This window comes from Vibrio cyclitrophicus, from assembly GCF_024347435.1.
Lineage (GTDB): Bacteria > Pseudomonadota > Gammaproteobacteria > Enterobacterales > Vibrionaceae > Vibrio > Vibrio cyclitrophicus.
The window spans coordinates 751,798-777,060 of record NZ_AP025480.1; the positions used below are offsets into that span (position 1 = coordinate 751,798).

Consider the following 25,263-nt stretch of genomic DNA (forward strand, 5'->3'; position numbering starts at 1 on the left):
GCTTCATGTTCGGTACTGTGGCCTCATGACTTACTTTAGCTCTATTTTTCTTACTCCTCATTGTTTATCTCTTTCTCCTTTTAATACGAGCAGAGCGTGATATTCAGCTCTTTCTGTAGTGCCAATGTATTCATTTAAATAACCCTACACCCATCAACTTTCAGTCATCTCAATAGTTAGCCTGATCACAATAATCAATCAGTTCTCTTTCAATTTATATTCTTCCCAATATAAATGGGATCGATCCCATGGGAATGTTCCCATTTATAATAAAATAATCTGATTCAAGATCTGAAAGGAATGGACGATGAAACTGTTACCTATTGCTGCTGCACTCTCTACTGTCTTACTTGCACCTAATTTATACGCTGACGAAACCACACCATTGGAGTTTAATGGCTACATGCGCGGGGGTGTTGGCTTGAGTAATGAAGGCGGTTCAAATAGCAAATGGGAGGTGAGTAAAGTAGGCCGACTCGGCAACGAAAATGACCTATATGGCGAGTTTGGTTTTAGAAAAGAAGTGTATGCAGAGGACGACGTTTCATTTTTAGTTGATTCCATGTTGTCGTACTGGCAAGGCCAAGATGAGAACGCTGCGGATAAAAGCGTGGATGTAGTTCAACTCAATGTTCAAGCTGTAGGGCTTTTTGAAGATAAAGGTATTGGTATTTGGGCCGGTGAGCGCTACTACCAACGCCATGATGTACACATCGTTGATAATTACTACTGGGATGTAAGTGGTATTGGTGCTGGTGTTGAACACATCAATATGGGCCCTGGTAAATTATCGGTGGCTTTGATTCAAGACACGGTTACGGGCGATGTGTTTGATGGCAAAGAGACCACAGCCATGATTGCTGATATACGTTATGCGGGTATTCCATTGTGGAACAATGCGGATCTTGAGGTCGGTATTGATATGAACTTCGCCAATGAAAAGCAGGGTCAAACGGTGGACGCGGATGATAGTGTGATGCTGACGGCCAGCCTAAATCAAAACCTAGCGGGTGGCTTCAACAAAACCATTCTTCAAGTTGCTAACTCTGGTTATGCAGAGCAGATGACAACCTTTGGTACAGGTAAGGGCATTGTTCGTGATGCAAACAACAATGATGCTGACGGCTTTCGATTGATTAACTGGGGTGTGCTTGCTATCGGTGAGAACATCGAATTTGGCCACACGGTTCGTTATGCCGCGTCATCGGGGGTTGGTGCGAATAACAGTGATGATGAGTCGTTCAGTGCAGTAATACGACCGCTTTATAAGTGGGACAAGCGCATGCGTACCATTCTTGAAATTGGTGGCTTTGTTGAAACTATTGATAACCAAGACGGCGCGGGCGGCAAGTTCACTGTCGCTCAAGCTTGGGTACCGCAAGTGGGTTTCTGGTCACGTCCTGAATTTCGTATCTTTGCGACTTACCTAAATGATGCTGAAAATGATAATGCTTTCGGTGAAGGTAAGAACAGTGAAATGAGTGTTGGCATGCAAGTGGAAGCTTGGTGGTAAGTCGAATTTTCTTGTAAATTGTAACCAATAAAAAGGGGCTGATGTTATATCAGCCCTTCGGGTATCTATACCGCGCTGTAGTTTAGTTGATTACCAACCTTTAACCACACCACCTTGGAAGATGTCAGAAGCTGCGTTGTACACTTCTTCAGTTTGGTAAGCTTTAACGAAGTTTTGTACGTTTTCTGCGTTTAGATTGTCTTCACGAGAAACGATTAGATTCACGTAAGGAGAGTCTTTGTCTTCAACGAATACACCATCTTTTTGTGGAGTCAGGTTGATAGAACTTGCGTAAGTTGTGTTGATGATAGACAAAGCTACATCATCAAGAGAACGCGGCAGTTGTGCTGCGTCTAGTTCAACAATTGTAAGATTCTTAGGGTTCTTAACGATGTCACGAACTGTCGCTAGAAGGCCTGCACCTTCACGAAGCTCAAGTAGACCTTGTTGCTCAAGAAGCAGCAGAGAACGACCTAGGTTAGTTGGATCGTTTGGTACAGCAATGCGCGCGCCGTCTTGGATTTCGTCAACAGATTTCACTTCTTTAGAGTAACCCGCGATTGGGTAAACAAACGTGTTACCAGCGATAGTCAGTTTGTAGCCACGGTCAGCAACTTGCTGATCTAGATACGGTGCGTGTTGGAATGCATTGATGTCGATAGAGCCGTCATCTAGAGCTGCATTTGGTGTTACGTAATCTGTGAAAGTCACTAGTTCAACATCTAGTCCGTACTTTTCTTTCGCCACTTTAGCTGCAACTTCAGCAACTTGTGCTTCTGCACCTGCCATTACGCCAACTTTTACTTTAGAAGTATCCACTTCTTTATCGCCACAACCTGCTAGTACTAACGCTGATGCCGCTGCTGCGATAGTAAGTAAACCTTTAAGGTTAAATTTCATAATAATCTCCTTTTAATAAATCTATCTAATTTGGTTTCGATGACTCTAATCTTTAATCGTGAGCCTTTATCTGTGGTCAACGCGGCGAACTAATGAATCACCGATTGATTGAATAATTTGTACAAGCACAATCAACATCACTACTGTCACTGCCATGATGGTCACATCGTAACGGTGAAATCCGTAACGAATCGCGACATCACCTAGACCGCCGCCACCTACAGTACCGGCCATTGCTGAATAGCTCACCAGAGTCACGAGTGTAATCGTTACTGAGTTGATGATAGTCGGTAGTGCTTCTGGAAGCAGAACCTTGTTGATGATTTGAGTCGGTGTTGCGCCCATGGACTGAGCGGCTTCCACTAGACCTGTGGGCACTTCAAGTAGTGCACTTTCGATAAGTCTAGCAACAAAAGGTATAGCGCCGATCGTCAGTGGAACAATCGCTGCTGTTGTTCCGATGAAGGTACCAATCAGCATCTTAGTCAGTGGGATAATAGCAACCATCAACACTAAGAAAGGCACTGAACGACCTACGTTCACAACCGCACCCAAAATTTTGTTTAGTTTGGTGTTCTCTAGCAAACCACCTTTTTTAGTCGTGTGTAGAATCACGCCTAATGGGATACCGACGGCAAAGCCAACGATGCCTGCGACTGCAACCATGTAAAGCGTTTCGCCTGTTGCGCCTAGTAGAAGGTTACCGTTAAGGCTGATCCAGTCAGCAATCTCGTTGAAACTAAAGGACATAACCAAGCACCTCTACTTTTACATTGTTGTCGCGTAGGAATTGTATAGCAGCATTATCATTTGCTTCATTACCGAACAGTTCAGCTACCATCATGCCGAACTTTACGCCGCCGGCGTAATCAAGATCTGAGCTTAGGATGCTAACATCGATATTGAATTTACGAGCGATTTGCGTCATTAACGGTGCATCAACGGTTGCTCCTGTAAACTCAAGACGTACCAATGGGTAACTGCTGTTTACTCGAGTCTCATGTAAACGCGCTTGGTAATCTTCAGGAATCGTCAGGTCCAGTGTTGAGCGAATAAACTGATGTGCTAGCTCTGTTTTAGGGTGAGCAAATATTTCACCTACGGTCCCTTTTTCTACTAGTTCGCCGCCGCCGATGATTGCGACTTCGTGACAAATGCTTTTAACCACGTCCATTTCGTGAGTAATCAGTAAAATAGTGATGCTTAATTTACGGTTGATTTCACGCAGTAGCTCAAGGATAGATTGAGTCGTGGCTGGATCCAAAGCACTGGTCGCCTCATCACAAAGCAGTACTTTTGGGTCAGATGCCAGTGCGCGAGCAATCGCGACACGCTGCTTTTGACCACCACTTAGGTTTGCAGGGTAGGTATCGCGCTTATCAGCAAGACCAACCAACTCAAGTAGCTCACTGACTTTTGCTTCAATTGCTGCTTTATCTTTACCTGCAAGTTCTAAAGGCAGTGCTACATTGTTAAATACAGTGCGAGAAGACAGCAAGTTGAAATGCTGGAATATCATGCCGATGTTACGACGTGCTACGCTAAGTTCTGATTTGTTGAGTTTTGTCAGGTCGATTCCGTCAACAATCACTTCACCCGACGTTGGGGCTTCCAACATGTTTACACAGCGGATAAGAGTACTTTTGCCTGCACCTGAAGAGCCGATGACTCCAAAGATTTGACCTTGAGGAATATGGAGGTTGATATCAATTAAGGCATTGATTTCTTTAGTGCCTTGATAAAAAACCTTATTGACTTGATTCACTTTAATCATAGAGAAACCCGTGCCGGTAGAACAGAATAATATGTCGATAGCTCGCTCGATTTACAGACGATGCTATGGTGTTCTATGATCTAAGTCAATAGATATTTTTACGTCTAGATGGCTAAACGCCGATTGTATGGCTAAGCTGGAAACAAATCGTTAACGAACGCAAAACTAAATAGATAGTGATGAAGCAAATAAAGCGTGTAATAATTAATGATTAATAGAGAGTTGATAGAGAACAAAATTTTGTCTAAACCTGCTGTTTTTTTAGATCGTGATGGTGTGATTAACGTTGATCATGGCTATGTACATGATGAGCATGACTTTGAATATATCGATGGTGTGTTTGAAGCGGCGAAAGCGTTTAAAGATATGGGCTATTTATTGGTGCTAGTGACCAACCAGTCAGGCATTGCTCGTGGTATGTTTAGCGAGGACCGTTTTCTTTCTTTAACGCAGTGGATGGATTGGAACTTTGTTGATAACGGCGTTGAGCTTGATGGCATCTATTACTGTCCGCATCATGCTGAACAAGGCTTAGGCGACTACAAGCAAGATTGTGAGTGCCGTAAACCAAAACCAGGTATGTTCATTTCTGCTCGTGACTTTCTTAAGATTGATATGGCTAACTCAGTCATGATCGGCGACAAAGCTGAAGATATGATGGCTGCAGAAGCGGCAGGTGTTGGCACTAGAGTGTTGGTAAGGACCGGTAAGCCAGTCACTGAAAAAGGTGAAGCGTTAGCCAGCGTAGTACTTGATAGCATTAAAGACGTACCCGCTTTCTTGAAAGGTTAAACGTTCTATTTATCACTAAGGTTTTTCTAACCTGAGTCTAAACTAAGTGTCATTGACTATATAAAGATGAGGAACGAAGTATGAAAGCTATGTTGGTAGCATCTCTATGTACGGTAGCATTGGTCGGGTGCTCTAAATCAGCATCCCCTGATAGTGCAGCATCGGATAATCAATTCGTGACTTATCAATGTGAGTCTGACGTCTCGTTTGATGTGGCTTACCTTAGTAATGAAAAAGCAGTACTGCGTTTACCTGATAACGAGTACCAATTGACTCAAGTACCGGCAGGCTCAGGAACCAAATACATTCTAGACGATGGCACCTCAGAGATGATTAGCAGCATCACTTTGCGCACGAAAGGTGACGACGCACGTCTAGAACTAGGCCGTGTGGTCTATCGTAATTGCCAAAAGTAAGTCATAGTAAGAACTGCTATATTTTACAAACAGTTAAGTGAGGAAACCTACCCTCACTTTTTCTTCTCTTTCCTTTAACGTTAGACTTTTTATGAGCAAAAAACTCACTATTCTCGATATTGCTAAGCTGTCCGGTGTTGGTAAGTCAACCGTATCTCGTGTTCTGACCAATGATCCAAAAGTGAAACCTGAAACCCGAGAAAGGGTGGAAAGAGTAATTCAAGAATCTGGGTACACGCCTTCAAAGTCTGCGCAATCCATGCGCGGTGGCAGTCAAAAAGTCATCGGCGTGATCATCTCTCGTTTAGATTCTCCCTCTGAAAACAAAGCAGTTAGCACCATGTTGGCAGAATTGTATCGAGCGGATTACGATGTCGTGATCATGGAAAGTCAGCTAGATAGAGATAAAGCTAACGAACACCTTCAGGTTCTCAAGCGTCGCAATGTAGATGGTATTATCGTGTTTGGTTTTACTGACTGTGATATTCCTGCGATTGAAGCTTGGGGAAACAAAGCGGTGGTGATTGCTTTGGATACTGAGAATGTGACGTCGATTAACTATGATAACCGACAGGTGATCAATAGTGCGTTAACGCATTTAGCAGATCAGGGGATCTCTGAGGTTGGTTTCATTGGCGTTGATCCTAGCGACAAATCAACCGGTGAACTGCGTCTTAAGGCTTATCTCGAGTGGTGTGAAAATACAGGTTCAATTGCGAACTATCGTACTGGTCAACTTCATCATGAAAGCGCTTATCAGTTGGTGGATGAGGTGCTTGTTCCTACGACTCAAGCCATTGTCTGTGCGAGTGATACATTGGCTCTTGGCGTAATCAAGCGTTTGCAAGAGTTACAACGTGAAGATGTGGTGGTGACTGGTGTCGGTGGCAATGATCTTCTCTCTTTCTTGTTCCCTCGAGTATTTAGCATTGATCCTGGGTATCAATCTGCAGGTAAATTGGCCGCTAATCTATTGATCTCTCAGCTTTTAGGCAATTCAGAGATCTCTCATCACACTCAATCTCCGATTCTATAATCCACTCAATCAAGCGAAATTGAACCGCTTAGATTAAAATTAGAGTGTGATCTCTTTCAATTAATGGGACTGTTCCCATTTTAATTTATCATTCATGTGGGCATTATAATAACTGTAATTGGGAATGTTCCCATTAATCTAAATCGAAGTGGTTATAGCTGCATGGTTTAGAAGAGTAATTGAATGAAACCAGGGTGGGGTAGTATGAGTAAGATAGCGAAGCAAGACGTTGCGCGTCTTATCGAGTTAGTCGGTGGCAAAGAGAATATTGCGAGTGTCAGCCATTGTCTAACTCGGCTGCGTTTTGTATTGAACGATACGGAACAAGCGAACAAAGCAGAGTTAGAGAAGCTTAAACTGGTAAAAGGCTGCTTTACTAACGCAGGTCAATTCCAAGTCGTGATTGGCACCGAAGTTGATGAGGTGTACGCACTTTTGATTGAGCAAACTGGTAAAGATGCATCATCAAAAGATGAGGCGAAGTTGGCTGCTCGCCAGAACATGAACTTCCTTGAGCGTGGTATCTCCCATTTAGCCGAAATTTTCGTACCACTGCTGCCTGCCATTATTACTGGTGGTTTGATTCTTGGTTTCCGTAATGTGATTGGTGACATTCGCATGTTCGACGGCAAAACCTTGGTTGAGATCAGCCAATTCTGGGCAACCGTTCACTCTTTCTTATGGTTGATTGGCGAAGCTATTTTCTTCTTCCTACCGGTTGGTGTGTGTTGGGCAACGGTTAAGAAACTCGGCGGAACGCCTATTTTGGGTATCACGCTCGGTGTCACCTTGGTTTCTCCACAGTTGATGAACGCTTACATGATAGGTAAATCGGTACCTGAGGTATGGGACTTTGGCTTGTTCGTGATAGAGAAGGTCGGTTATCAAGCTCAGGTGATCCCTGCGATGTTAGCGGGTGTGGCTTTGGCCTTCATCGAGAGTAACCTTAAGCGCATTGTACCTTCTTATCTGTATCTAGTTGTTGTGCCATTTGTCTCGATCATCTTATCTGTGATTCTAGCTCACGCCTTTATTGGCCCATTTGGTCGTATGTTAGGCGATGGTGTGGCTTTCGCGGCTAAAGTGGCAATGACTGGTGATTTTGCGATTCTGGGTTCCGTGGTATTTGGCTTCCTTTACGCACCTTTGGTTATTACGGGTATTCACCACACAACCAACGCCGTTGACCTACAACTGATGCAAGACTTAGGTGGTACGCCAATCTGGCCTTTGATTGCACTATCAAACATTGCACAAGCTTCAGCGGTTGTCGGCATCATTATTTTGAGTAAACGTGAAGGTGAACGAGACATCTCGGTACCAGCAGCAATCTCTGCTTACCTAGGTGTAACGGAACCTGCGATGTACGGCATCAACCTTAAATACAAATTCCCTATGTTGAGCGCAATGATCGGCAGTGCCGCAGCGGCTGCAATCTGTGGTAGTGCAGGTGTGATGGCGAATGGTATCGGTGTTGGTGGCTTGCCGGGCATCTTATCGATTCAACCTCAATATTGGTCGATTTACTTAGTTGCGATGCTAGTGGCGGTTGTACTGCCCGTTACGTTAACACTGTTCTTCTATAAACGAGCACAGATGAAAGGTGAGCTAGAAACCGCCAACGCGTAATGCATTAAATAAGCGATGACTCCAAAGTGAGACATCGCTTTTGCTCTTAGTTATAGCTTTTTCTCTTAGTTATAACGGCTATTCAACCATGATTCACATGGTGATTTTTATTTTATATTTTCTGGTAAGTGAGTGTTAGAGATGGCGATGACTGAGCATGATGAAAGTTGGTGGAAAACCGCAACCATCTATCAAATCTACCCAAAGAGCTTTTGTGATAGTGGCAGTAAAGGTACTGGCGATATCAAAGGGATCATTTCAAAACTGGATTATCTTAAACACTTAAATGTGGATGCAATTTGGTTAACCCCAGTTTACGCATCCCCAATGATCGATAACGGCTACGATATTTCAGATTACTACGCGATTAACCCGCAATTCGGCACCATGGAAGACTTCGACTTATTGCTGGCTGAAGCGCACCAACGTGGTATTCGTATCGTGATGGATATCGTTGTAAACCACACCTCTACAGAGCACGCATGGTTTCAGTCGGCACTGGGTGACAAAAACAGCCCATACCGCGACTACTACATCTGGAAAGATCCTGTAAACGGTCAAGCACCAACCAACTGGCAGTCTAAGTTTGGTGGTAATGCATGGGAAATGGATGAAGCGACGGGGCAGTATTTCCTACACCTATTCGCGAAAGAGCAGGCCGACCTTAACTGGGAGAACCCGGTTGTACGCGAAGAAGTGAAAGACGTCATCAGCTTCTGGGCTGAGAAGGGCGTTGATGGCTTCCGCTTGGATGTGATCAACCTGATTTCTAAACAGCAAGACTTCCCTAACGATGATATCGGTGATGGTCGTCGTTTTTACACTGATGGTCCACGTGTGCACGAATACCTGAAAGAGATCAGCGAAGCGGTATTCCAGAAATACGGCAGCGTGACCGTCGGCGAGATGTCTTCAACCACGTTGGAACATTGTCAGCAATATTCAAATGTTGATAACAGCGAGCTATCAATGGTGTTTAACTTCCACCACCTTAAGGTCGATTACACCAATGGTGAGAAGTGGACTAATGCACCGTTTGATTTCTTACAGCTCAAGTCGATCTTCAATCACTGGCAAACCGGTTTGAACGGCAAAGGTTGGGGCGCACTATTCTGGTGTAACCACGATCAACCAAGAGTCGTGAGCCGCTTGGGTAACGACCAGCAATATCGCGTTGAATCAGCCAAGATGCTTGCTGCGTCAGTCCACATGATGCAAGGCACACCGTATATTTATCAAGGTGAAGAGATTGGTATGACCAACCCTGGCTATACTGAAATTAGCCAGTATCGTGATGTCGAGAGTACTAATATGTACGATATCATGGTTAATCGTGATGGTGTGGCTCATGAAGATATGATGGCGATCTTAGCGCAGAAATCTCGTGATAACTCTCGTACGCCAATGCAATGGAACGATAAAACTTACGCAGGATTTTCACAAGCTCAGCCATGGCTTGATGTTGCGAATAACTACATTGAGATCAACGCCGAACAAGCATTGGAAGATAAAGACTCTGTATTTTACTTCTACAAGAGTTTGATTGAGTTGCGTAAACAAGTGCCAGTGATTACGGGTGGTAGCTATCAAGATTTATTGCCTGAGCATCCATCTATTTTTGCATATGTACGTGAAAGCGATAGTCAGACTTTGGTTTGTCTTAATAACTATTATGGTGAAGAGGCGGAGTGTGTTTTACCTGAACGTTTTGAGATGCTGAAGGCTGAAAGCTTGTTGTCTAATTATCAAGTAAGCGAGAGTTTAGCGGCGTCTCATCATCAAGTGCTGCGACCTTACGAGACGCGTATCCTCTTGATCGAAGCTTAGTCTCGTTACGATTTCAATTAACCTAATTCTCCGTTCCCCCTAGAGATCTAGGTTTCAACAAAGGCTTTGGAGTGCTCCCCAAAGCCTTTTTGTTTTAGTGATGTATTGATTATAGTGTCTCTGCCTAAATAGTTTAGAATCGAAAGCATCAGGTATTAGCAACGTAGAGCAAGTTATAAGAATTAAGACGCGTAGTTCACTGAGTAGCGAGTTGGCTTATGGTTCATGGCTAATACAATGTTCAATACCGCTGTGCCTAATACAGATACTGCAATTACCCAAGGCGATACGAAGAAGAAGGATGCAAACAGAATACAGGCATCAATGGCCATTTGGGTTTTGCCTACTGAGATACCGTAGCGGTCTTGGATGAACAAACATAATACGTTGAAGCCACCCAAGCTTGAGCGATGACGAAACAAAATCAACATGCCTAAGCCCATTAATAAGCCGCCAGCGACGGCACAGTAAATTTCATTATGTACGTCTAATGAAATCACTAGATATAAATGATCGGCAAATACAGACACTAAAGCGCCTGAGATGGCACTGCTAATCGCAAAGTGACGGCCAAATCGTTTCCATGCTAATAAGTAGAATGGACAATTAGCAATAAAGTACAAAATACCAAAGGTTACCGGCGTAAATTGACTCAAAAGCAGAGCCAAGCCTGTAGTACCACCGGTAAGCAGGTTTGCTGATTGTAAAAAGAATACGCCTAACGCCACTAAAAACGTGCCAGTAAGAATCGCTACCCAATCTTCTTTACGTGAGTGTTTTTCCATCGTTTTTATAATTACCTAACCAATAAAGGCGTGCATAGTAGATAAAAACCTTAGCTTTCGGTAGCTTGAGGTGCAAAATTAAGGTAAACCTATGTAATCTGCGTTTTACAGGGTGTAAAGCGTAAAATTGACAGTAAGCGTCATCTTTGGTTGGATAAGCTTAATAACCATGATGAATCTTATTTGTGATTATGAAAAAACTGCATGATAAAATTGCAATTAGCTCTTTATGACCTAGATCAAATTATGTAGAATGCGTCACATCAAAACGGTGACGGAAACGTTTGCTTTCGGTCGTTGTGTAGTTTTTTTGAAACTTTCAGTACAATCTGAGTCAGGAGATACAGATGCTTAAGCGTGACATGAACATTGCTGATTACGATGCGGACCTATTCGCAGCTATCCAAGAAGAAACTCTTCGTCAGGAAGAGCACATCGAACTTATCGCTTCAGAAAACTACACAAGCCCACGTGTAATGGAAGCTCAAGGTTCTCAACTTACAAACAAATACGCTGAAGGCTACCCTGGTAAGCGTTACTACGGCGGTTGTGAGTTCGTAGATAAAGTTGAAACTCTAGCAATCGAACGTGCATGTGAACTTTTTGGCGCTCAATACGCGAACGTACAACCTCACTCAGGTTCTCAAGCTAACAACGCTGTATACATGGCGCTATTGAATGCTGGCGATACCGTTCTAGGTATGAGCCTAGCGCACGGTGGTCACCTAACGCACGGTTCTCCAGTAAACTTCTCTGGTAAGCTTTACAACATCATCCCTTACGGTATTGATGAAGCTGGCCAAATCGATTACGAAGAGATGGAAGCTCTCGCAATCGAGCACAAACCTAAGATGATCATCGGTGGTTTCTCAGCTTATTCTCAAGTTTGTGATTGGGCGCGCATGCGTGAAATCGCTGACAAAGTAGGTGCTTACTTCTTCGTAGATATGGCTCACGTTGCGGGTCTAATCGCTGCCGGTGTTTATCCAAACCCAGTTCCACACGCTCACGTTGTTACAACAACAACGCACAAAACGCTTGCTGGTCCTCGTGGTGGTCTTATCCTTTCTAACGAAGGCGAAGATCTTTACAAAAAGCTAAACTCAGCAGTATTCCCTGGCGGCCAAGGTGGTCCTTTAATGCACGTTATCGCTGGTAAAGCAGTAGCGTTCAAAGAAGCACTAGAGCCAGAGTTCAAAGAATACCAAGCTCGCGTTGTTGCTAACGCAAAAGCAATGGTTGCTGAATTCCTAGCACGCGGTTACAACATCGTTTCAGGTTCTACAGAGAACCACCTGTTCCTAGTTGACCTTATCGACAAAGACATCACAGGTAAAGAAGCAGACGCAGCACTAGGTTCAGCTAACATTACAGTTAACAAGAACTCAGTACCAAACGATCCACGTAGCCCGTTCGTTACGTCTGGTATCCGTATCGGTTCTCCTTCTATCACTCGTCGCGGTTTCTCAGAAGCAGACGCGAAAGCTCTTGCTGGCTGGATGTGTGACATCCTTGATAACATGGGCGATGAGTCTGTTATCGAAGCAACTAAAGCGAAAGTATTAGAAATCTGTAAGCGCCTACCGGTTTACGCATAATTTTTCTGCGTAGAGTGAACGAATTTCTATGTCGCACATACTCATTTGCTAGCGCAAACTCCGTGTGAGCTCCTTAAACTTCGTTCATCTACTTTGAAAAAGAGTTTAAAAGGTCCCTTTTGGGGCCTTTTTTGTATATGGAGATTTGAGTATCTGAAAATATAGAAAAGCGGGTACTAAAAAGGGCTGATGTTTGCACATCAACCCTTTGCTATTTATTGGTATCGGTTTTACTTTTTGATGCTCAGCAAAGTACCTGATTTACATCTAAACGAGTAGTAGCTGCGACTTTCATTGAATTTGCCCAAGCCTTCGCCATCGCAGTAGTCGATGTTGATATCACGCATGACTTCTAGTGTATCTTCGCTGTTTAAAGCGAATTTAGAACCATCTGAGCAGACGATACGAATTCTCTCATCATGGCTTACAGAGTAGATATCGACTTCAGTATTACACAGCTCAAAAGACGCTTCACGAAAGTTGTCTTGTTGAGAGTTTGAAGAGCAACCGGCAGTGAGTGCGGTTGCAATAACGGCTAATAGTCCGAGTCTTTTCATTGTTAGTCCTTCGATATCATCAAATTTAGTGATGATTTTTATATGCTGTTCTTGGTAGCCTATACAACAACACACTTTGATTCAAGGAGCGTTGGCTGACTCTAAGATATAAAAGTATAGGTGCAAACAGATAATTTATAATAGGTTTATTGGTATTGGTATTGGTATTGGTATTGGTATTGGTATTGGTCTATTACGTACCTCAAACAAAAAAGACCAACACAGAGGTTGGTCTTTCGAAATAAAGCTTGTTTTAAATGACTATCGAAACTGTTTTGCTTCTGGAAAATACTCAAAACCAGCAGACGCAAGTTTAGCGATCAAGGCTGCCTTATCGATTTCGTAGAAGTTAACCACTCGATCCAAATCACCACCGAAGTCGTCACGTAGCTTCATGTTGACGATGCTCATTAACATCACTGGATCCATCTTTGCAAAATTAGCGAGGTTCATGTTAGTCCTCGAAATCTGAGATCAGCAGGTTTGCCGCAGCAAATGCTGCACGATCACGAGCATCTTTAGGAAGAGACTCATCCGCAGCAAGGTCGTTTAATGTTTTTACCGCGCAGGTAACCGCTTTAGGGATATAGCCTTGGTCGCCACTGCCAATTTGAGAATACAGTTCACGCACCAAATCACAACAATCGTATACTTTCATTTTTATACCTAACCAAATGATAACTTATCTCAATATACACATAGAGGTAGACAAAAACAAAGTGGAACTGATGAAGATCAGAGTTAATTTGTCCTTGCTCAATATCTCATTTGTTGATGCTAAATATATCACTTTGCTAGCTTGTTGTTTAACCAGATACTTATCGATTAGCCTGATATTTACCGCTTAATCAGAGATTTGTTGTTCAAGCTGATAAATCACTTCATCAGCCAGGTTGAGTTGCTTGGCTAGCTCTTTGAGGTAAGACTTCTCCATGAAGTTCTGCTCATCAGCCACAATCAAAGAGGCTAAGTAGATCTCACTCGCTTGTTGAGGTGAAATAGCGAGCTGAGCAATTTCACTTGGATCGAGGGGTTTGTGCAGCTCTTCAGACACCAATTTAGTCAGTTGATAATCGGCGCCCATATTTTCGACCGCTTGCTCGATCTTTGCCATCTCCTCTTCATCGATATGACCATCGGCTTTGGACGCAGCAATCATCGATCTTAGAATCAGCACGCTGTGATTTGCATCATTTTCATCAAACTGAGCCTGTTCGACATTGGGTGTCTGACCTTGTTTGGATTGGTAGTCATTGTAGACTTTATAAGCCAAAGCGCCCAGTGCTGCTGCGCCGCCAATCCCAGTCGCTTTCTTGCCCATTTTCTTGGTTTTCTTAGAACCCATTAGCACACCTAAGAGTCCACCACCAACAGCGCCCGCCCCGAAAGCCCCAAGTATGTTTTTGTTGATACTCTTGTCATTGCTATTACAGCTTTTAGAAAGACTACTTAAACTCGAAGATCCTTGGGAAAGCTTTTGAGTACCTTGTTTTACGAGATCTGACTTAAGTGCATGGTTAAGTAAGTTTTTGATATCCATCGATACCTCCAATATAAATGTACTAAAGAGTCGTTAAAACCAATATACGGGCTTAAAGATGAACTGGTGATTAACTTATGTAATTTGCTCTATTGATCAATAGAAGGGAGTTTGAAGTGAAACGACAGGCACAAAAAAGGCCACCTAATAGCAGCCTTTCAATATTTATCTAGTGAGTAATCGGATTACTTAGCTAGTTGAGCCTTAAGGTGCTCGATAACCGTGTCCATAGCGATAGCTTCTTTATCACCAGTACGACGGTTTTTGTATTCGAAGTTACCTTCGTCCATGCTGCGATCACCGATAACGATAGTGTGAGGAATACCCACTAGCTCGATATCTTTAAACATAACACCTGGACGCTCTTTACGGTCATCGAATAGTACTTCGATACCCATAGCTATTAATTCAGCGTATAGCTTTTCTGCTGCTTCTTTAACGCGCTCAGATTTATGCATGTTCATTGGTACGATAGCAACTTGGAACGGCGCTAGTGCGTCTGGCCAAGTGATACCGAATTTATCGTGGTTTTGCTCGATAGCAGATGCAACAACACGTGAAACACCGATACCGTAACAACCCATTTCTAGGATTACGCTCTTACCATCAGGACCAAGCACGTTACAGTTCATTGCTTTAGAGTAAGTATTACCTAGTTGGAAGATATGACCAACCTCGATGCCGCGCTTAAGTTGGATAGTACCTTGACCACATGGGCTTAGGTCGCCTTCAACAACGTTACGTAGGTCTTCAACTTGAGCAAGCTCTACGTCACGACCCCAGTTGATACCAAAGTAGTGCTTACCGTCTACGTTTGCGCCAGCGCCAAAGTCGCTCATTACGGCAACAGAGCGGTCAACGATGAATGGTAGCTCTAGGCCAACAGGGCCAAGTGAACCAGGACCAGCCCCAACAAGTGCGCGGATTTCTTCTTCAGAAGCCATCTCTAGTGGAGAAGCAACCTGTGGAAGGTTTTCTGCTTTCACTTCGTTAAGCTCGTGGTCACCACGGATGATTAGAGCAATAATATCTGCTTCTACTTCATCAGATGCTTTAACGAATAGAGTCTTAACTGTCTTCTCGATTGCTAGACCGTGCTGATCTACAAGTTCTGCGATTGTTTTTGCGTTTGGCGTATCAACCAATTCCATCTCTTGAGTAGGCGCTGCAACTTCTTCAGTAGGAGCTAGTGCTTCTGCTTTCTCGATGTTCGCTGCGTAATCAGATTCAGAAGAGAATGCGATTAGGTCTTCGCCGCTTTCAGCAAGAACGTGGAACTCTTGAGAGCCGCTGCCGCCGATTGCGCCAGAGTCTGCTAATACCGGGCGGTATTCAAGGCCCATGCGGTCGAATGCTTTACAGTAAGCATCGTGCATCGCTTGGTAAGACTTTTCTAAGCCTTCTTTGTCGATATCAAAGCTGTATGCATCCATCATAGAGAACTCACGTGCACGCATTACGCCAAAACGAGGGCGGCGTTCATCACGGAATTTAGTCTGGATTTGGTACAGGTTTAGAGGAAGCTGTTTGTAAGAGCTGATCTCGTTACGTACTAGGCTTGTCACTACTTCTTCAGCTGTTGGGCTAAGAACGAATGGACGAGAGTGACGGTCTGTGAAACGAAGTAGCTCAGGACCCATCTTTTCAGAACGGCCAGTCTCTTCCCAAAGCTCAAACGGCTGAACTACGGGCATCAAGATTTCAACGGCACCTGCATTATCGATCTCTTGGCGAACGATATTTTCGACTTTACGCAGTACACGTAGACCAGTAGGTAGCCAAGTATATAAACCTGAAGCTAGCTTACGGATCATACCTGCACGTAGCATCAGCTGGTGGCTGATAACTTCTGCGTCGTTTGGAGTCTCTTTCAGAGTAGAAAGAAGGTAGTTACTGGTACGCATTCTATGGTATCCGTTTCATCATTGATAAAAGAAAATTTGCTGCAGTGAGTGACGACAGCAAATCTGATATAGCCGTATATAATATCAGCCTATTTGGGATCTCAAAAGCGTTCAATGTCAGTTACATTGATGAAAAGCGCCTCAACAACGAATTTCACGTTAAGATCGAACAAATTTACCGCATATTCCTTACTGTCTGGCTTGCCTTTTTTATAGGCAGGTCGCGGATCTTGACCAAGCACTTCTTTGATCACTTGGATGATATGGCGTGCCTGCGGGTGACCAGACAGCTTACTTTGGGCTTGCTGAGAGAAGTTCACATCTAACACTTCAGGTTCATCGGCGGCAAACCCTCCTAGTGCATCGGGAATTGAATCCGAGTAGGAGATATAAGGTTTGATGTCGATGATAGGCGTACCGTCAACGAGATCGACGCTGCCCAAGTCCAACCAAGTTTGTCCTTTTTCTTGATAGACACCTTTGAGCTCAACCGCAGACATACCAATCCCATTCGGTCTGAATGTCGCACGTGATGCGAAAACACCGATACGTTCATTGCCGCCAAGTCGAGGCGGCCTCACAGTTGGTTTCCAGCCCGCTTCAAGGTTCTTATCGAACAGAAACAACAACCACACATGGCTAAATTGCTCAATATCCCGAACAGACTCAAGACAGTTTGCTGCGTCAACCAGCCTGACTCTTGAGGTGGATGTTGGTACCAATCTAGGTTGCCTTGGCACTGCGAACTTCTCTTTATAGGGAGACTCTATAAAGCCAATAGGTTCAATGGAGTACATGAGTGGACGTCTCTGATTACGATCTATGGCGGGAAAATATCATAAAATCGCTTGTTTTTCTTTTGATAATAATTATCATTTGTTATGTTATAACATATCAATTTAATTATTTAGGGAAATACAATGAAACCGAATATCCACCCGGGCTACCGCACAGTGGTGTTCCACGACACCAATGTTGATGAGTACTTCTTGATTGGCTCCACCTTGAAAACAGAGCGTACTATCGAATGGGAAGATGGTAATACTTACCCTTATTTCACTATTGAAGAGTCCTCAAAATCACATCCTTTCTATACGGGTAAACAGAGAGTGCTACATAAAGAGGGACGTGTTGCTAATTTTACTCGTCGCTTTGGTCAATTAGGTAAGGGAGCTAAATAATGAAAGTTGTTAAATCACTTAAAAGTGCGAAAAGCCGTCACCCTGATTGCCAGATAGTTAAGCGTAGAGGGCGTCACTATGTGATCTGTAAATCCAATCCAAGATTTAAAGCGGTTCAAAAATAACCGTCAATATGATGTGACATGTGTGTAAAAACGAGGGAAAAGTCAAACTTCATTCATTTGTCTGTTTTTCTTTTCCTTCGAGAGGAACTTAACCGGATATCGAGTGTGTATTTAACGTACGATGTATTTTATTTTCAAATGAATCAATGGGTTATATTGTGAGTTATATTTCTAGTGAATGCATTGTTGTAAATTATAAATCTAGTTTTTGTGTTTAATATAGATTTATTTGCTAATTAATTGTTCAAATAGAGTTAAAAGTCGTCGTTTGTTACACACTTTGTAACATTTTGAATTTCTAATTGATATTTTTGTCGCGTACCCTTCGCTGGCAATTTGAACATCTTTGTCACAATTGCACAGGAATCACTACACAAGGAGGGAACAGATGAGTTCATCTGCTTCAATAAAAAACAACGCACCAAAAAAACCTATTTTCACACGCTTTTTAGACAGCGTTGAATATTTGGGGAACCTTTTACCCCACCCAATCACTCTTTTTGCTATCTTCTGTGTCGCAATCCTAGTTTCTTCAGGTATTGCTGGTTACTTTGAAGTGTCTGTCATGGACCCTCGCCCTGAAGGTGCTAGTGGTCGTGCTGCTGATGGTATGATCCACGTTGTAAGCTTACTTAATGCTGAAGGCTTACAACTCATCGTAACGAATCTAGTTTCGAACTTTGTTGGCTTTGCGCCACTTGGTACTGTACTTGTTGCAATGCTAGGTGTTGCGATTGCTGAACACTCAGGTCTATTATCTGCGGCAATGCGCGGCATGGTAATGGGCGCATCTCAGCGCATGGTTACTGTAACCGTGGTATTTGCCGGTATTATCTCTAACACGGCTTCAGAGCTGGGTTACGTAGTACTTATCCCTCTTGCAGCAATGCTTTTCCACTCATTGGGTCGTCACCCATTAGCAGGTCTAGCGGCAGCATTTGCTGGTGTATCTGGTGGTTATTCTGCAAATCTACTTATCGGTACGGTTGATCCACTGCTTTCTGGTATCACAGAAACAGCAGCACAAATGCTTGATCCATCTTACTCTGTTGGCCCTGAATCAAACTGGTACTTCATGTTTATTTCGACCTTCTTTATCTCGATTGCCGGTGCATTGGTAACAGAGAAGATTGTTGAACCTAAACTGGGTAAATACAATGTCGAAGACGCGTCTGAAGATCTTTCAAATGACTCAATGGGTAAGCTTACTGCTATTGAGAAGAAAGGCCTTAGATTGGCGGGTGTCGCTGTATTAATCGTGAGTGCGCTTTTAGCTTGGACTGTTGTTCCTGCTGACGGTGTTCTACGTTCAGAGGCGGGCACGATTTCAGGCTCTCCATTCCTGAAAAGTATCGTCGCGTTTATCTTTGTATTCTTTGCTATTCCTGGTTTTGTTTACGGCAAAATTACCGGTTCAATGAAGAATGACCGTGATGTGATTAATGCAATGGCAACGTCGATGTCTTCAATGGGCATGTACATCGTTCTTGTATTCTTTGCTGCACAGTTTGTTGCTTTCTTTAAGTGGACGAACTTTGGTCAAGTGGTTGCTGTAGGCGGCGCAACATTCCTTCAGGATATCGGCCTAACGGGTCCAATGTTGTTCTTCGCATTCATCCTAATGTGTGGTTTCATTAACCTGATGATCGGTTCAGCTTCTGCACAGTGGGCAGTAACAGCGCCAATCTTCGTTCCAATGCTAATGCTAGTAGGCTACGCACCTGAAACGATTCAAGCGGCTTACCGTATCGGTGATTCAACAACCAACATCATTACACCAATGATGAGCTACTTCGGTCTTATCCTTGCCGTAGCAACTCGCTACATGAAGAACCTAGGTATCGGTACACTGATCGCGACAATGTTGCCTTACTCAATGGTATTCATGTTTGGTTGGAGCATCTTGTTCTACCTATGGGTATTCGTATTCGGTCTACCAGTAGGTCCAGGCGCTGCAACGTACTACACGCCTTAGTGAACAGTGATAGGCGAACATTTCAATTCGCTTATTAACTGAATAAAAGACGAGATACCAAAGAGCCTGCATCAATGCAGGCTCTTTTTGTTTGAGTCAGTAAACTTACAATCCCGCAAACCGATAGGTAACGCCTAGTTCGAATGACCAGCCCACGTCTCGTTGTATCAACGCGCTGTCGCTGTCATGATGAATTAGGTCTGCTCGAGCGATACCAATCCAAGTTGGCGTGAACTCATAAAGCCCGATTAACCCTGCTTGATAGACAAAGGTTGAGCCCGCATCAAATTGGTTTAGTCCCGAAGCTGATGACTCGGTGTTAGAAATACCATACAGGTGATTGGACAGTTTCTTGTCTCGATAATCGACTTCTAGGTAGGGCGTAATGGTGAATGGCTGCGTCCAGGTTTCTAACGTTCTGCCTAAGTGAAGCTGAACTTCGTAGCCATCATGTTCTGAAGTTACATCGTGTAAGTAGGTGAGGCGTGCGCCTACTGTTCCTAAGGTTATCCCCAGTTCTCCATTCCCATCTCTGTCTTGAATGCCGTTAGGTAGGTCCACAAAAGTGTCTGACACTTCAGCAAAGCGCCAATTTCCAGATAGCCCTACGTAAGGCAGCAGTTGCCAATTGGCTAAGCTACCATCGATAAAGCCTTTTGGACCTGAATAGAATAGGTTGGGTGTCGCGCCAAATTGAGGGGCACTTTTAGTCGAGAAAACACTTTTACCATAGGTGATGCTGCCTCCGATGATTCCGTACTCTTGATCAGCAAAGTGTTCATCGGCAAAGTCTTCATCAGCAAAAGAAAGTTGGGTGCTGCCAAAAACAATGGATAGCGAGAGGGCGATTCGACGAATCATAAGCAATACTCCGTTATTGTAATAAATATCAAGAACGGAGTATGTCGATTAAAATTTCATCTGGGCTACAGCGATGTAAGAGGCGACTTCTAAAGCTGCCGCCATTAGAAAGCTGTGGTTAGCGTTTTGCTAATAGGCGATCGAGGTGGTTTGCGAACTCACGACGGTCGGTTTGAGAAAGGGTGCTTGGTCCGCCAGTTTGAATACCACTTGAACGCATAGTATCCATAAAGTCACGAATGTTAAGACGCGCTTTAATGGTCTCTTTGGTGTAAAGCTCGCCGCGAGAACTTAAAGCAAGTGCACCTTTGGTGATCACTTCATCGGCGAGAGGGATATCGGAGGTAATCACTAAATCACCGGGTGCAGTGCGTTTTACGATTTCATCATCTGCAATATCAAACCCGCTTGGTACTTGAATTGAGAGAATGTTGTTGCGTTTAGGAACGGGTACCAAGTGGTTTGCCACGAAGGTACATTCCACACCTGTTCGCTCAGCTGCGCGTACGATTGTTTCTCGGATAACCTTAGGACAAGCGTCCGCATCAACCCATATCTTCATAGTGTTCTATTTCTCTATTAGCTTATTTATCAGTTAACTTATTGCTCAGTTAGCTTATTGCTCAGTTAACTTGGCTTCAAGCATGGCAACGCGAGCGGTAAGTTCTACAATTTGCTTTTCTAGTTGGCTAACACGATCGAGTGCTGGCGCTTCTTGTGTCGCGACTTCCACTTTAGGGACGCGATTGGCCGTTTTCCAGCTTTTGATCGTCGTGATCAAAGCGGGCATTGGAACTGATGTGCTCATACGAGCTTTAACTAAAGCAACTGTCGGCTCTTTCCCTTGGGCTTGCAGTCCTTCAAGCACCGATTTTAACTCTTCAGACACATCTTTTGTGAGCATGTTGACCTCCATTTTTAGTATTTTTTCATTTTACTCGCTCCAGTGCGCGATAGCGAATCATAAAAGCGCCTATAGCTTGTGAGAGATCTCTTACAAAGGCTGTGAGATAACACGAATATATCGCTAGAGAGATTGATATGCATATGATTAAAATTTTGAATTTTAAGTGTTTTATTTAATTAACAACTTGGTTGGATTAAAAGTGTGATGAAAATCTATTGTCCGAAATCTTAAATCGCGTAAATTAAACCTTGTCGGAAGGATTCTGACACGGAACAGGAAAGCACCAAGGATTTGGTTATCTTCAGGATGAAGATTTGGTTACTTAGGATTGAGTGATCAAGCATGGAGCGTAAGGACATTGTAGGGATACAGACAGTTAACAGGAAGTTAGCTGCAACGGAATGACAATGGACACCTTTAGGATAAAGGGTTGGATTAGCATCAGGACGATGTAAAGGACACCGCTCACGGAACAAGTGATGTGCGCTAACTAGGATTGTTAGCTTTCAGGAAGATTGGACACCGCTAGGACGGCGAAGTAAAGGAAAGAGCTGAAGGATTACAGCCACTATTATGGATGATGCATGGAGCATTAATTAGTAGCCGGACTGCTGCGAGTAAGACCCTAGCCCTGACACTTCGGTGTCGGGGCTTTTCTTTTCTGGGCCTTTATTTATTTCGGTGCTTTGTTATCTGAGCGCTTTTTATCTAATAGTTTTATCTTAAAGCGTCACATCTGCTTTTCTGCTAATGGTCAACACAAGGAGTGTTTTATGACGATTGCAACCTCAAGAACGCTGTTGGTACCTTATACCGAGCAGTTAGAACATGACTTTATTAAGTTGAATTGTTGCCCCATTAATCGTGCTGAAATGAATGGGCCGCACTCTATTGCTTCTGCGAAGCACTTATTCCAAGAAATATTGAACGATAACGTCGGCTTTTGTCGGGCTATTATCCACAATCAAACTCGCGAATACCTTGGGCACTTGTTTATTTCATCTGCGGATGGAAAACACGAACTGGGTTTTATTCTGGACAAAGAGTACTGGCATCAAGGACTGGCGAGTGAAGCGCTAAAACCCTTTTTTAGTTTGGCTTGTTTTGAAGAGCACTTAACGAATGTGGTTGCAACTGTAAATGTTGGTCATAACCCATCCATTAAATTATTAGAAAAGTTAGGCTTTGCATTCAAAGAGACCAAACAAGATATGTTTGGTCCTTATCATGAATATAGCTATACCGCGTATTGCGACGTTACATTCTATGAGGCTGTAGCTCAAACCGCATAGAGCGGAAACCTACCATGGTTAGTTTTCCTTGGTACAGGTCGTCACCTAACGCCGAAAACTCAAAATGGTACACAGTATGCCAGCGCCAAATGGTGGTGAGCTCATGGCGCATCTTCAGTTTATGACCACTAAAGGCGACACTTAATAATTGCAAATCGAGTTCTTTACACTTTCTCGCAATGGCTGTTTTTGCTAACTCAGATTGCCTGCGTTGCTGCCAAAACAGAAAGCAAAAGAAGCACAGAAACAAAATAGCCAATAAGTTATCTATCATTTAATCCATACTTCCTTTTATCTCTTTCTTCCAATTGTGACTTTAGTGTTAGGAGCTATTGAGTAGATCTACTCTTTAGTTAGTCTACTGTTGAGCTTTAGTTGCTTGTTGCAATTCAACCAATGCATTAGCAAGCTCTGGTGATGGATTCGAGTTCAACAATGGTAAAAATACCATTCTTAGTGTCGGAATCATCACTAAATCTGCAAATAGCTGATTGAATAGGTTTTGATTACCTGTTTGTGCGAGACGCAGCAAAAATTGCTCAGCAATAGTTGGATCTTGTAGGGCACTCCAACTTCGACCAGCTAAACCAATTAATACTTCTTGATGACTTAAACGTGGGCTAGCCAAAACTTGGGTAATCACAGCATTCGTTGTATTTTGCTCTGCACCTGAAAGGGCACGAACTAATGCTGAAAGTAAAAACAGATCCGGTTCTTTACTTGAGATTTCATTCTCTGCCATCTCTTGCAAGCGTTGAGCTAGCTTGTCATTGATTTGCGTATGCTCAAGCGCTCCTAGTGTTGCATAAAGAGGCTCTGATGGCAGTTTATGAAGAGCCTTACGAATAGTGACACCGTTTTGCTGGCTGCCTAAGCGAGCACACATATCTGTGATACCCTGCAAGCCAACCGTTTTCCAGTTGTCCCAACCGAGTTCACCTGTGAAGTAATGTTGAGCGTGTTCGTAGTATTGGCTCGTCGCAAGATCTAAACCTAATCTTACTTGGCTATGGAACACGGCCATCTTGTCTTCAGAAGGCTTGAAGGTATATGGGTTGTTAGACAGCTTTTGTTGTTGCTCTTCGGTGATCTCGCCGTTCAAACGAGTGCCCATTGCTTCAATAACAAACTTTAGGAAGTTACCCACATCTCCTTGATGCAATAGGCCTCTTTCATCCAGTTTAAATTTTAGGAACCAAATCCAAGGTTGCTTGTGTTCGTTCCAGTAGCTAATCGCTAAGTGAGCTTGTTTCTGCAGTGGAAATGGGTACGGCTGTTTCCCCTGCTCAACATCAGAGAATAGGTTGTTGTCGATCTTTTGGATACGACGACCTAGATCGTAGATATCATATTGGCAACCGCTATTCTTTAGCAACTGAGTGAGCGTGTGAATGGTTTCCATAGTAATAAAGCTCCTAACTTTCTTTCCTAAATAGATGGTACTCTATGCCCCAATTTCAAGGTCACTAGATAAATAACTTGGTGAAAAATGACAGCTGCCACAAAGTTACCTCTTTTACTTCAACAATTAGAACAACAAATGCGCCAATGTTCTCTGTGGAGCACGTTTCCACCCTCGGATGAGGCGCTTGCGAGCATTGAACCTTTCGCGGTTGATTCGCTACAACCGGAAGAGTGGTTGCAGTGGATCTTTATCGTTAAGATCAACGCAATGATGGATGCCCAAATAAGTCTACCGAAAGGCTTTGCGATTCATCCTTATTTTAGTGAAGTGTGGAAAAATAAGGCAGACAAAGCTGAACTGCTAGTGACGATTCTGAGCATTGATGAGGTATGCGCGTAATGTTAGAGATCATTTATCAAGATGAGTATTTTGTCGCGGTGAATAAGCCTGCAGGTATGCTAGTACATCGCTCATGGTTGGATAAACACGAGACTCAATTTGTTATGCAAACACTGCGTGACCAAATTGGTCAGCATGTATTTCCTTTGCATCGTTTAGACCGACCTACATCCGGTGTTTTGGTGTTTGCATTGTCGAGTGAGGTTGCCTCTGAAGTCATGCCGATGTTCGCCAACCATGAGATGCAAAAGACTTATCATGCGATTGTGCGTGGCTGGATAGAAGAGGGCGATACGCTCGACTACGCACTCAAGGTCGAGTTGGATAAGATCGCAGACAAGTTCGTGAAAGAAGATAAAGAACCACAAGAGGCTATTACCGTTTACGAGCCGTTAGCGAAAGTTGAAGTGCCGTATTCAACAGGCCGCTTCCCAACCAGTCGTTATTGCTTGGTTGAGATGATGCCAAAGACAGGTCGCAAGCATCAGTTGCGTCGTCATATGGCTCACCTAAGACACCCAATCGTGGGTGATACTTCGCATGGTGATGGTAAGCATAACCGTCTGTTTCGTGATGATTTAGACTCTCACCGTTTGTTACTGCATGCTTCTGAACTACGCTTCATCCACCCTTTTACAAAGAAGGAGTTAGTGATGAAGGCTAACCTAGATGAAACGTGGTTAAGGTTGTTTGAAACTTTTGAGTGGGATACCAACTTAGTGAATGCTGAAGCATGTTCGCCTAAGTAAAAGTACACGCGTCCAAGTAAACGTAGAAAGCATAAAACAAAGGGCTGATAGTAATATCAGCCCTTTCTAATATCTGTGTAATTGGAATCGACTTACTA

General features: G+C 43.5%; 28 protein-coding genes. 13 read left to right on the plus strand and 15 right to left on the minus strand.

Translation table 11 applies throughout. From position 1 onward, the window contains the following. Window positions 1–307: 307 nt before the first annotated feature. Window positions 308–1,513 carry a carbohydrate porin gene (locus tag OCW38_RS03525; protein WP_010436412.1) on the plus strand — a complete coding sequence of 402 codons (1,206 nt, stop codon included), beginning with the start codon at window positions 308–310 and terminating at the stop codon, window positions 1,511–1,513. Between the two features lie 90 nt (window positions 1,514–1,603). On the opposite strand, the gene OCW38_RS03530 is transcribed toward OCW38_RS03525, so the two are convergent. From OCW38_RS03530 to metN, 3 genes are all read right to left on the minus strand, one after another. Then, window positions 1,604–2,413, minus strand: coding sequence for a MetQ/NlpA family lipoprotein (locus tag OCW38_RS03530; protein WP_010436416.1), 810 nt, complete (start codon window positions 2,411–2,413; stop codon window positions 1,604–1,606). Window positions 2,414–2,479: 66 nt separating this feature from the next. Then, window positions 2,480–3,163 (minus strand): methionine ABC transporter permease, encoded by a 684-nt coding sequence (locus OCW38_RS03535; RefSeq protein WP_004734372.1) that lies wholly within the window; start codon window positions 3,161–3,163, stop codon window positions 2,480–2,482. After that, the gene (metN, locus tag OCW38_RS03540) at window positions 3,153–4,187 is read right to left on the minus strand and encodes a methionine ABC transporter ATP-binding protein MetN (RefSeq protein ID WP_016787760.1); all 1,035 of its coding nucleotides are present in this window, start codon (window positions 4,185–4,187) and stop codon (window positions 3,153–3,155) included. The genes OCW38_RS03535 and metN overlap by 11 nt, the downstream gene beginning before the upstream one ends. Before the next feature lie 240 nt (window positions 4,188–4,427). Here metN and gmhB point away from each other — a divergent pair, with 240 nt between their 5' ends. The 5 genes from gmhB (at window position 4,428) to treC (ending at window position 9,887) form a co-directional block, all read left to right on the plus strand. Continuing rightward, on the plus strand, window positions 4,428–4,979 hold the full coding sequence (gene gmhB / locus OCW38_RS03545) for a D-glycero-beta-D-manno-heptose 1,7-bisphosphate 7-phosphatase (protein ID WP_032544876.1): 552 nt from the start codon (window positions 4,428–4,430) through the stop codon (window positions 4,977–4,979). Window positions 4,980–5,059: 80 nt separating this feature from the next. After that, window positions 5,060–5,395 (plus strand): MliC family protein, encoded by a 336-nt coding sequence (locus OCW38_RS03550; RefSeq protein ID WP_016787759.1) that lies wholly within the window; start codon window positions 5,060–5,062, stop codon window positions 5,393–5,395. Window positions 5,396–5,486: 91 nt separating this feature from the next. Then, window positions 5,487–6,431, plus strand: a complete 945-nt coding sequence (gene treR, locus OCW38_RS03555) for a trehalose operon repressor TreR (RefSeq protein WP_016787758.1) — start codon at window positions 5,487–5,489, stop codon at window positions 6,429–6,431. Between the two features lie 204 nt (window positions 6,432–6,635). Beyond that, entirely contained in the window at window positions 6,636–8,060 is a 1,425-nt protein-coding gene (treB, locus tag OCW38_RS03560) for a PTS trehalose transporter subunit IIBC (protein WP_032547840.1), read from the plus strand. A 141-nt stretch (window positions 8,061–8,201) separates the two neighbouring features. Then, window positions 8,202–9,887 carry an alpha,alpha-phosphotrehalase gene (treC, locus tag OCW38_RS03565; RefSeq protein ID WP_016784985.1) on the plus strand — a complete coding sequence of 562 codons (1,686 nt, stop codon included), beginning with the start codon at window positions 8,202–8,204 and terminating at the stop codon, window positions 9,885–9,887. 182 nt (window positions 9,888–10,069) lie between these two features. On the opposite strand, the gene OCW38_RS03570 is transcribed toward treC, so the two are convergent. Further along, window positions 10,070–10,672 (minus strand): YitT family protein, encoded by a 603-nt coding sequence (locus OCW38_RS03570; protein WP_016767593.1) that lies wholly within the window; start codon window positions 10,670–10,672, stop codon window positions 10,070–10,072. Window positions 10,673–11,019: 347 nt separating this feature from the next. Here OCW38_RS03570 and glyA point away from each other — a divergent pair, with 347 nt between their 5' ends. Beyond that, on the plus strand, window positions 11,020–12,270 hold the full coding sequence (gene glyA, locus OCW38_RS03575) for a serine hydroxymethyltransferase (protein WP_010436432.1): 1,251 nt from the start codon (window positions 11,020–11,022) through the stop codon (window positions 12,268–12,270). A 230-nt stretch (window positions 12,271–12,500) separates the two neighbouring features. Here glyA and OCW38_RS03580 read toward each other — a convergent pair whose 3' ends face one another. The 6 genes from OCW38_RS03580 to tsaA form a co-directional block, all read right to left on the minus strand. Next, on the minus strand, window positions 12,501–12,827 hold the full coding sequence (locus OCW38_RS03580; RefSeq protein WP_261895116.1) for a hypothetical protein: 327 nt from the start codon (window positions 12,825–12,827) through the stop codon (window positions 12,501–12,503). A gap of 261 nt (window positions 12,828–13,088) precedes the next feature. Beyond that, complete coding sequence (locus OCW38_RS03585) at window positions 13,089–13,280, minus strand: DUF4250 domain-containing protein (protein ID WP_016767592.1); 192 nt, start codon at window positions 13,278–13,280, stop codon at window positions 13,089–13,091. Window position 13,281: 1 nt separating this feature from the next. Then, window positions 13,282–13,485, minus strand: coding sequence for a YaeP family protein (locus tag OCW38_RS03590; RefSeq protein WP_016767591.1), 204 nt, complete (start codon window positions 13,483–13,485; stop codon window positions 13,282–13,284). Between the two features lie 186 nt (window positions 13,486–13,671). Further along, entirely contained in the window at window positions 13,672–14,367 is a 696-nt protein-coding gene (locus tag OCW38_RS03595) for a tellurite resistance TerB family protein (protein ID WP_261895118.1), read from the minus strand. A gap of 185 nt (window positions 14,368–14,552) precedes the next feature. Continuing rightward, window positions 14,553–16,271 carry a proline--tRNA ligase gene (locus tag OCW38_RS03600; RefSeq protein ID WP_261895120.1) on the minus strand — a complete coding sequence of 573 codons (1,719 nt, stop codon included), beginning with the start codon at window positions 16,269–16,271 and terminating at the stop codon, window positions 14,553–14,555. 101 nt (window positions 16,272–16,372) lie between these two features. Beyond that, window positions 16,373–17,068, minus strand: a complete 696-nt coding sequence (gene tsaA, locus OCW38_RS03605; protein WP_016767588.1) for a tRNA (N6-threonylcarbamoyladenosine(37)-N6)-methyltransferase TrmO — start codon at window positions 17,066–17,068, stop codon at window positions 16,373–16,375. Between the two features lie 123 nt (window positions 17,069–17,191). Here tsaA and OCW38_RS03610 point away from each other — a divergent pair, with 123 nt between their 5' ends. The 3 genes from OCW38_RS03610 (at window position 17,192) to OCW38_RS03620 (ending at window position 19,552) form a co-directional block, all read left to right on the plus strand. After that, window positions 17,192–17,452 carry a type B 50S ribosomal protein L31 gene (locus tag OCW38_RS03610; RefSeq protein ID WP_261895122.1) on the plus strand — a complete coding sequence of 87 codons (261 nt, stop codon included), beginning with the start codon at window positions 17,192–17,194 and terminating at the stop codon, window positions 17,450–17,452. Beyond that, window positions 17,452–17,577 (plus strand): type B 50S ribosomal protein L36, encoded by a 126-nt coding sequence (gene ykgO / locus OCW38_RS03615; RefSeq protein ID WP_010436457.1) that lies wholly within the window; start codon window positions 17,452–17,454, stop codon window positions 17,575–17,577. The genes OCW38_RS03610 and ykgO overlap by 1 nt, the downstream gene beginning before the upstream one ends. 388 nt (window positions 17,578–17,965) lie before the next feature. Then, window positions 17,966–19,552 (plus strand): AbgT family transporter, encoded by a 1,587-nt coding sequence (locus OCW38_RS03620; RefSeq protein ID WP_010436458.1) that lies wholly within the window; start codon window positions 17,966–17,968, stop codon window positions 19,550–19,552. A 105-nt stretch (window positions 19,553–19,657) separates the two neighbouring features. On the opposite strand, the gene OCW38_RS03625 is transcribed toward OCW38_RS03620, so the two are convergent. The 3 genes from OCW38_RS03625 to OCW38_RS03635 form a co-directional block, all read right to left on the minus strand. After that, entirely contained in the window at window positions 19,658–20,413 is a 756-nt protein-coding gene (locus OCW38_RS03625) for a MipA/OmpV family protein (protein ID WP_261895125.1), read from the minus strand. Window positions 20,414–20,531: 118 nt separating this feature from the next. Further along, window positions 20,532–20,975, minus strand: a complete 444-nt coding sequence (locus OCW38_RS03630; protein ID WP_261895127.1) for a YaiI/YqxD family protein — start codon at window positions 20,973–20,975, stop codon at window positions 20,532–20,534. 54 nt (window positions 20,976–21,029) lie between these two features. Next, on the minus strand, window positions 21,030–21,317 hold the full coding sequence (locus tag OCW38_RS03635; RefSeq protein WP_010436465.1) for a hypothetical protein: 288 nt from the start codon (window positions 21,315–21,317) through the stop codon (window positions 21,030–21,032). Between the two features lie 776 nt (window positions 21,318–22,093). Here OCW38_RS03635 and OCW38_RS03640 point away from each other — a divergent pair. Further along, entirely contained in the window at window positions 22,094–22,612 is a 519-nt protein-coding gene (locus OCW38_RS03640) for a GNAT family N-acetyltransferase (protein ID WP_010436467.1), read from the plus strand. Here the strand turns inward: OCW38_RS03640 and OCW38_RS03645 are convergent. Both OCW38_RS03645 and OCW38_RS03650 read right to left on the minus strand, forming a co-directional pair. Then, window positions 22,578–22,886 (minus strand): DUF3301 domain-containing protein, encoded by a 309-nt coding sequence (locus tag OCW38_RS03645; protein WP_016786808.1) that lies wholly within the window; start codon window positions 22,884–22,886, stop codon window positions 22,578–22,580. The genes OCW38_RS03640 and OCW38_RS03645 overlap by 35 nt on opposite strands. A gap of 84 nt (window positions 22,887–22,970) precedes the next feature. Further along, window positions 22,971–24,014 carry a DUF3549 family protein gene (locus tag OCW38_RS03650; protein ID WP_261895129.1) on the minus strand — a complete coding sequence of 348 codons (1,044 nt, stop codon included), beginning with the start codon at window positions 24,012–24,014 and terminating at the stop codon, window positions 22,971–22,973. Window positions 24,015–24,101: 87 nt separating this feature from the next. Between OCW38_RS03650 and OCW38_RS03655 the strand changes: the two genes are divergently transcribed. Further along, window positions 24,102–24,416, plus strand: coding sequence for a YqcC family protein (locus tag OCW38_RS03655; RefSeq protein WP_016784998.1), 315 nt, complete (start codon window positions 24,102–24,104; stop codon window positions 24,414–24,416). Continuing rightward, window positions 24,416–25,165: a tRNA pseudouridine(65) synthase TruC gene (gene truC, locus OCW38_RS03660; RefSeq protein ID WP_016784999.1), complete on the plus strand. Its 750-nt coding sequence runs from the start codon at window positions 24,416–24,418 to the stop codon at window positions 25,163–25,165. The genes OCW38_RS03655 and truC overlap by 1 nt, the downstream gene beginning before the upstream one ends. The last annotated feature ends 98 nt before the right edge of the window (window positions 25,166–25,263 follow it).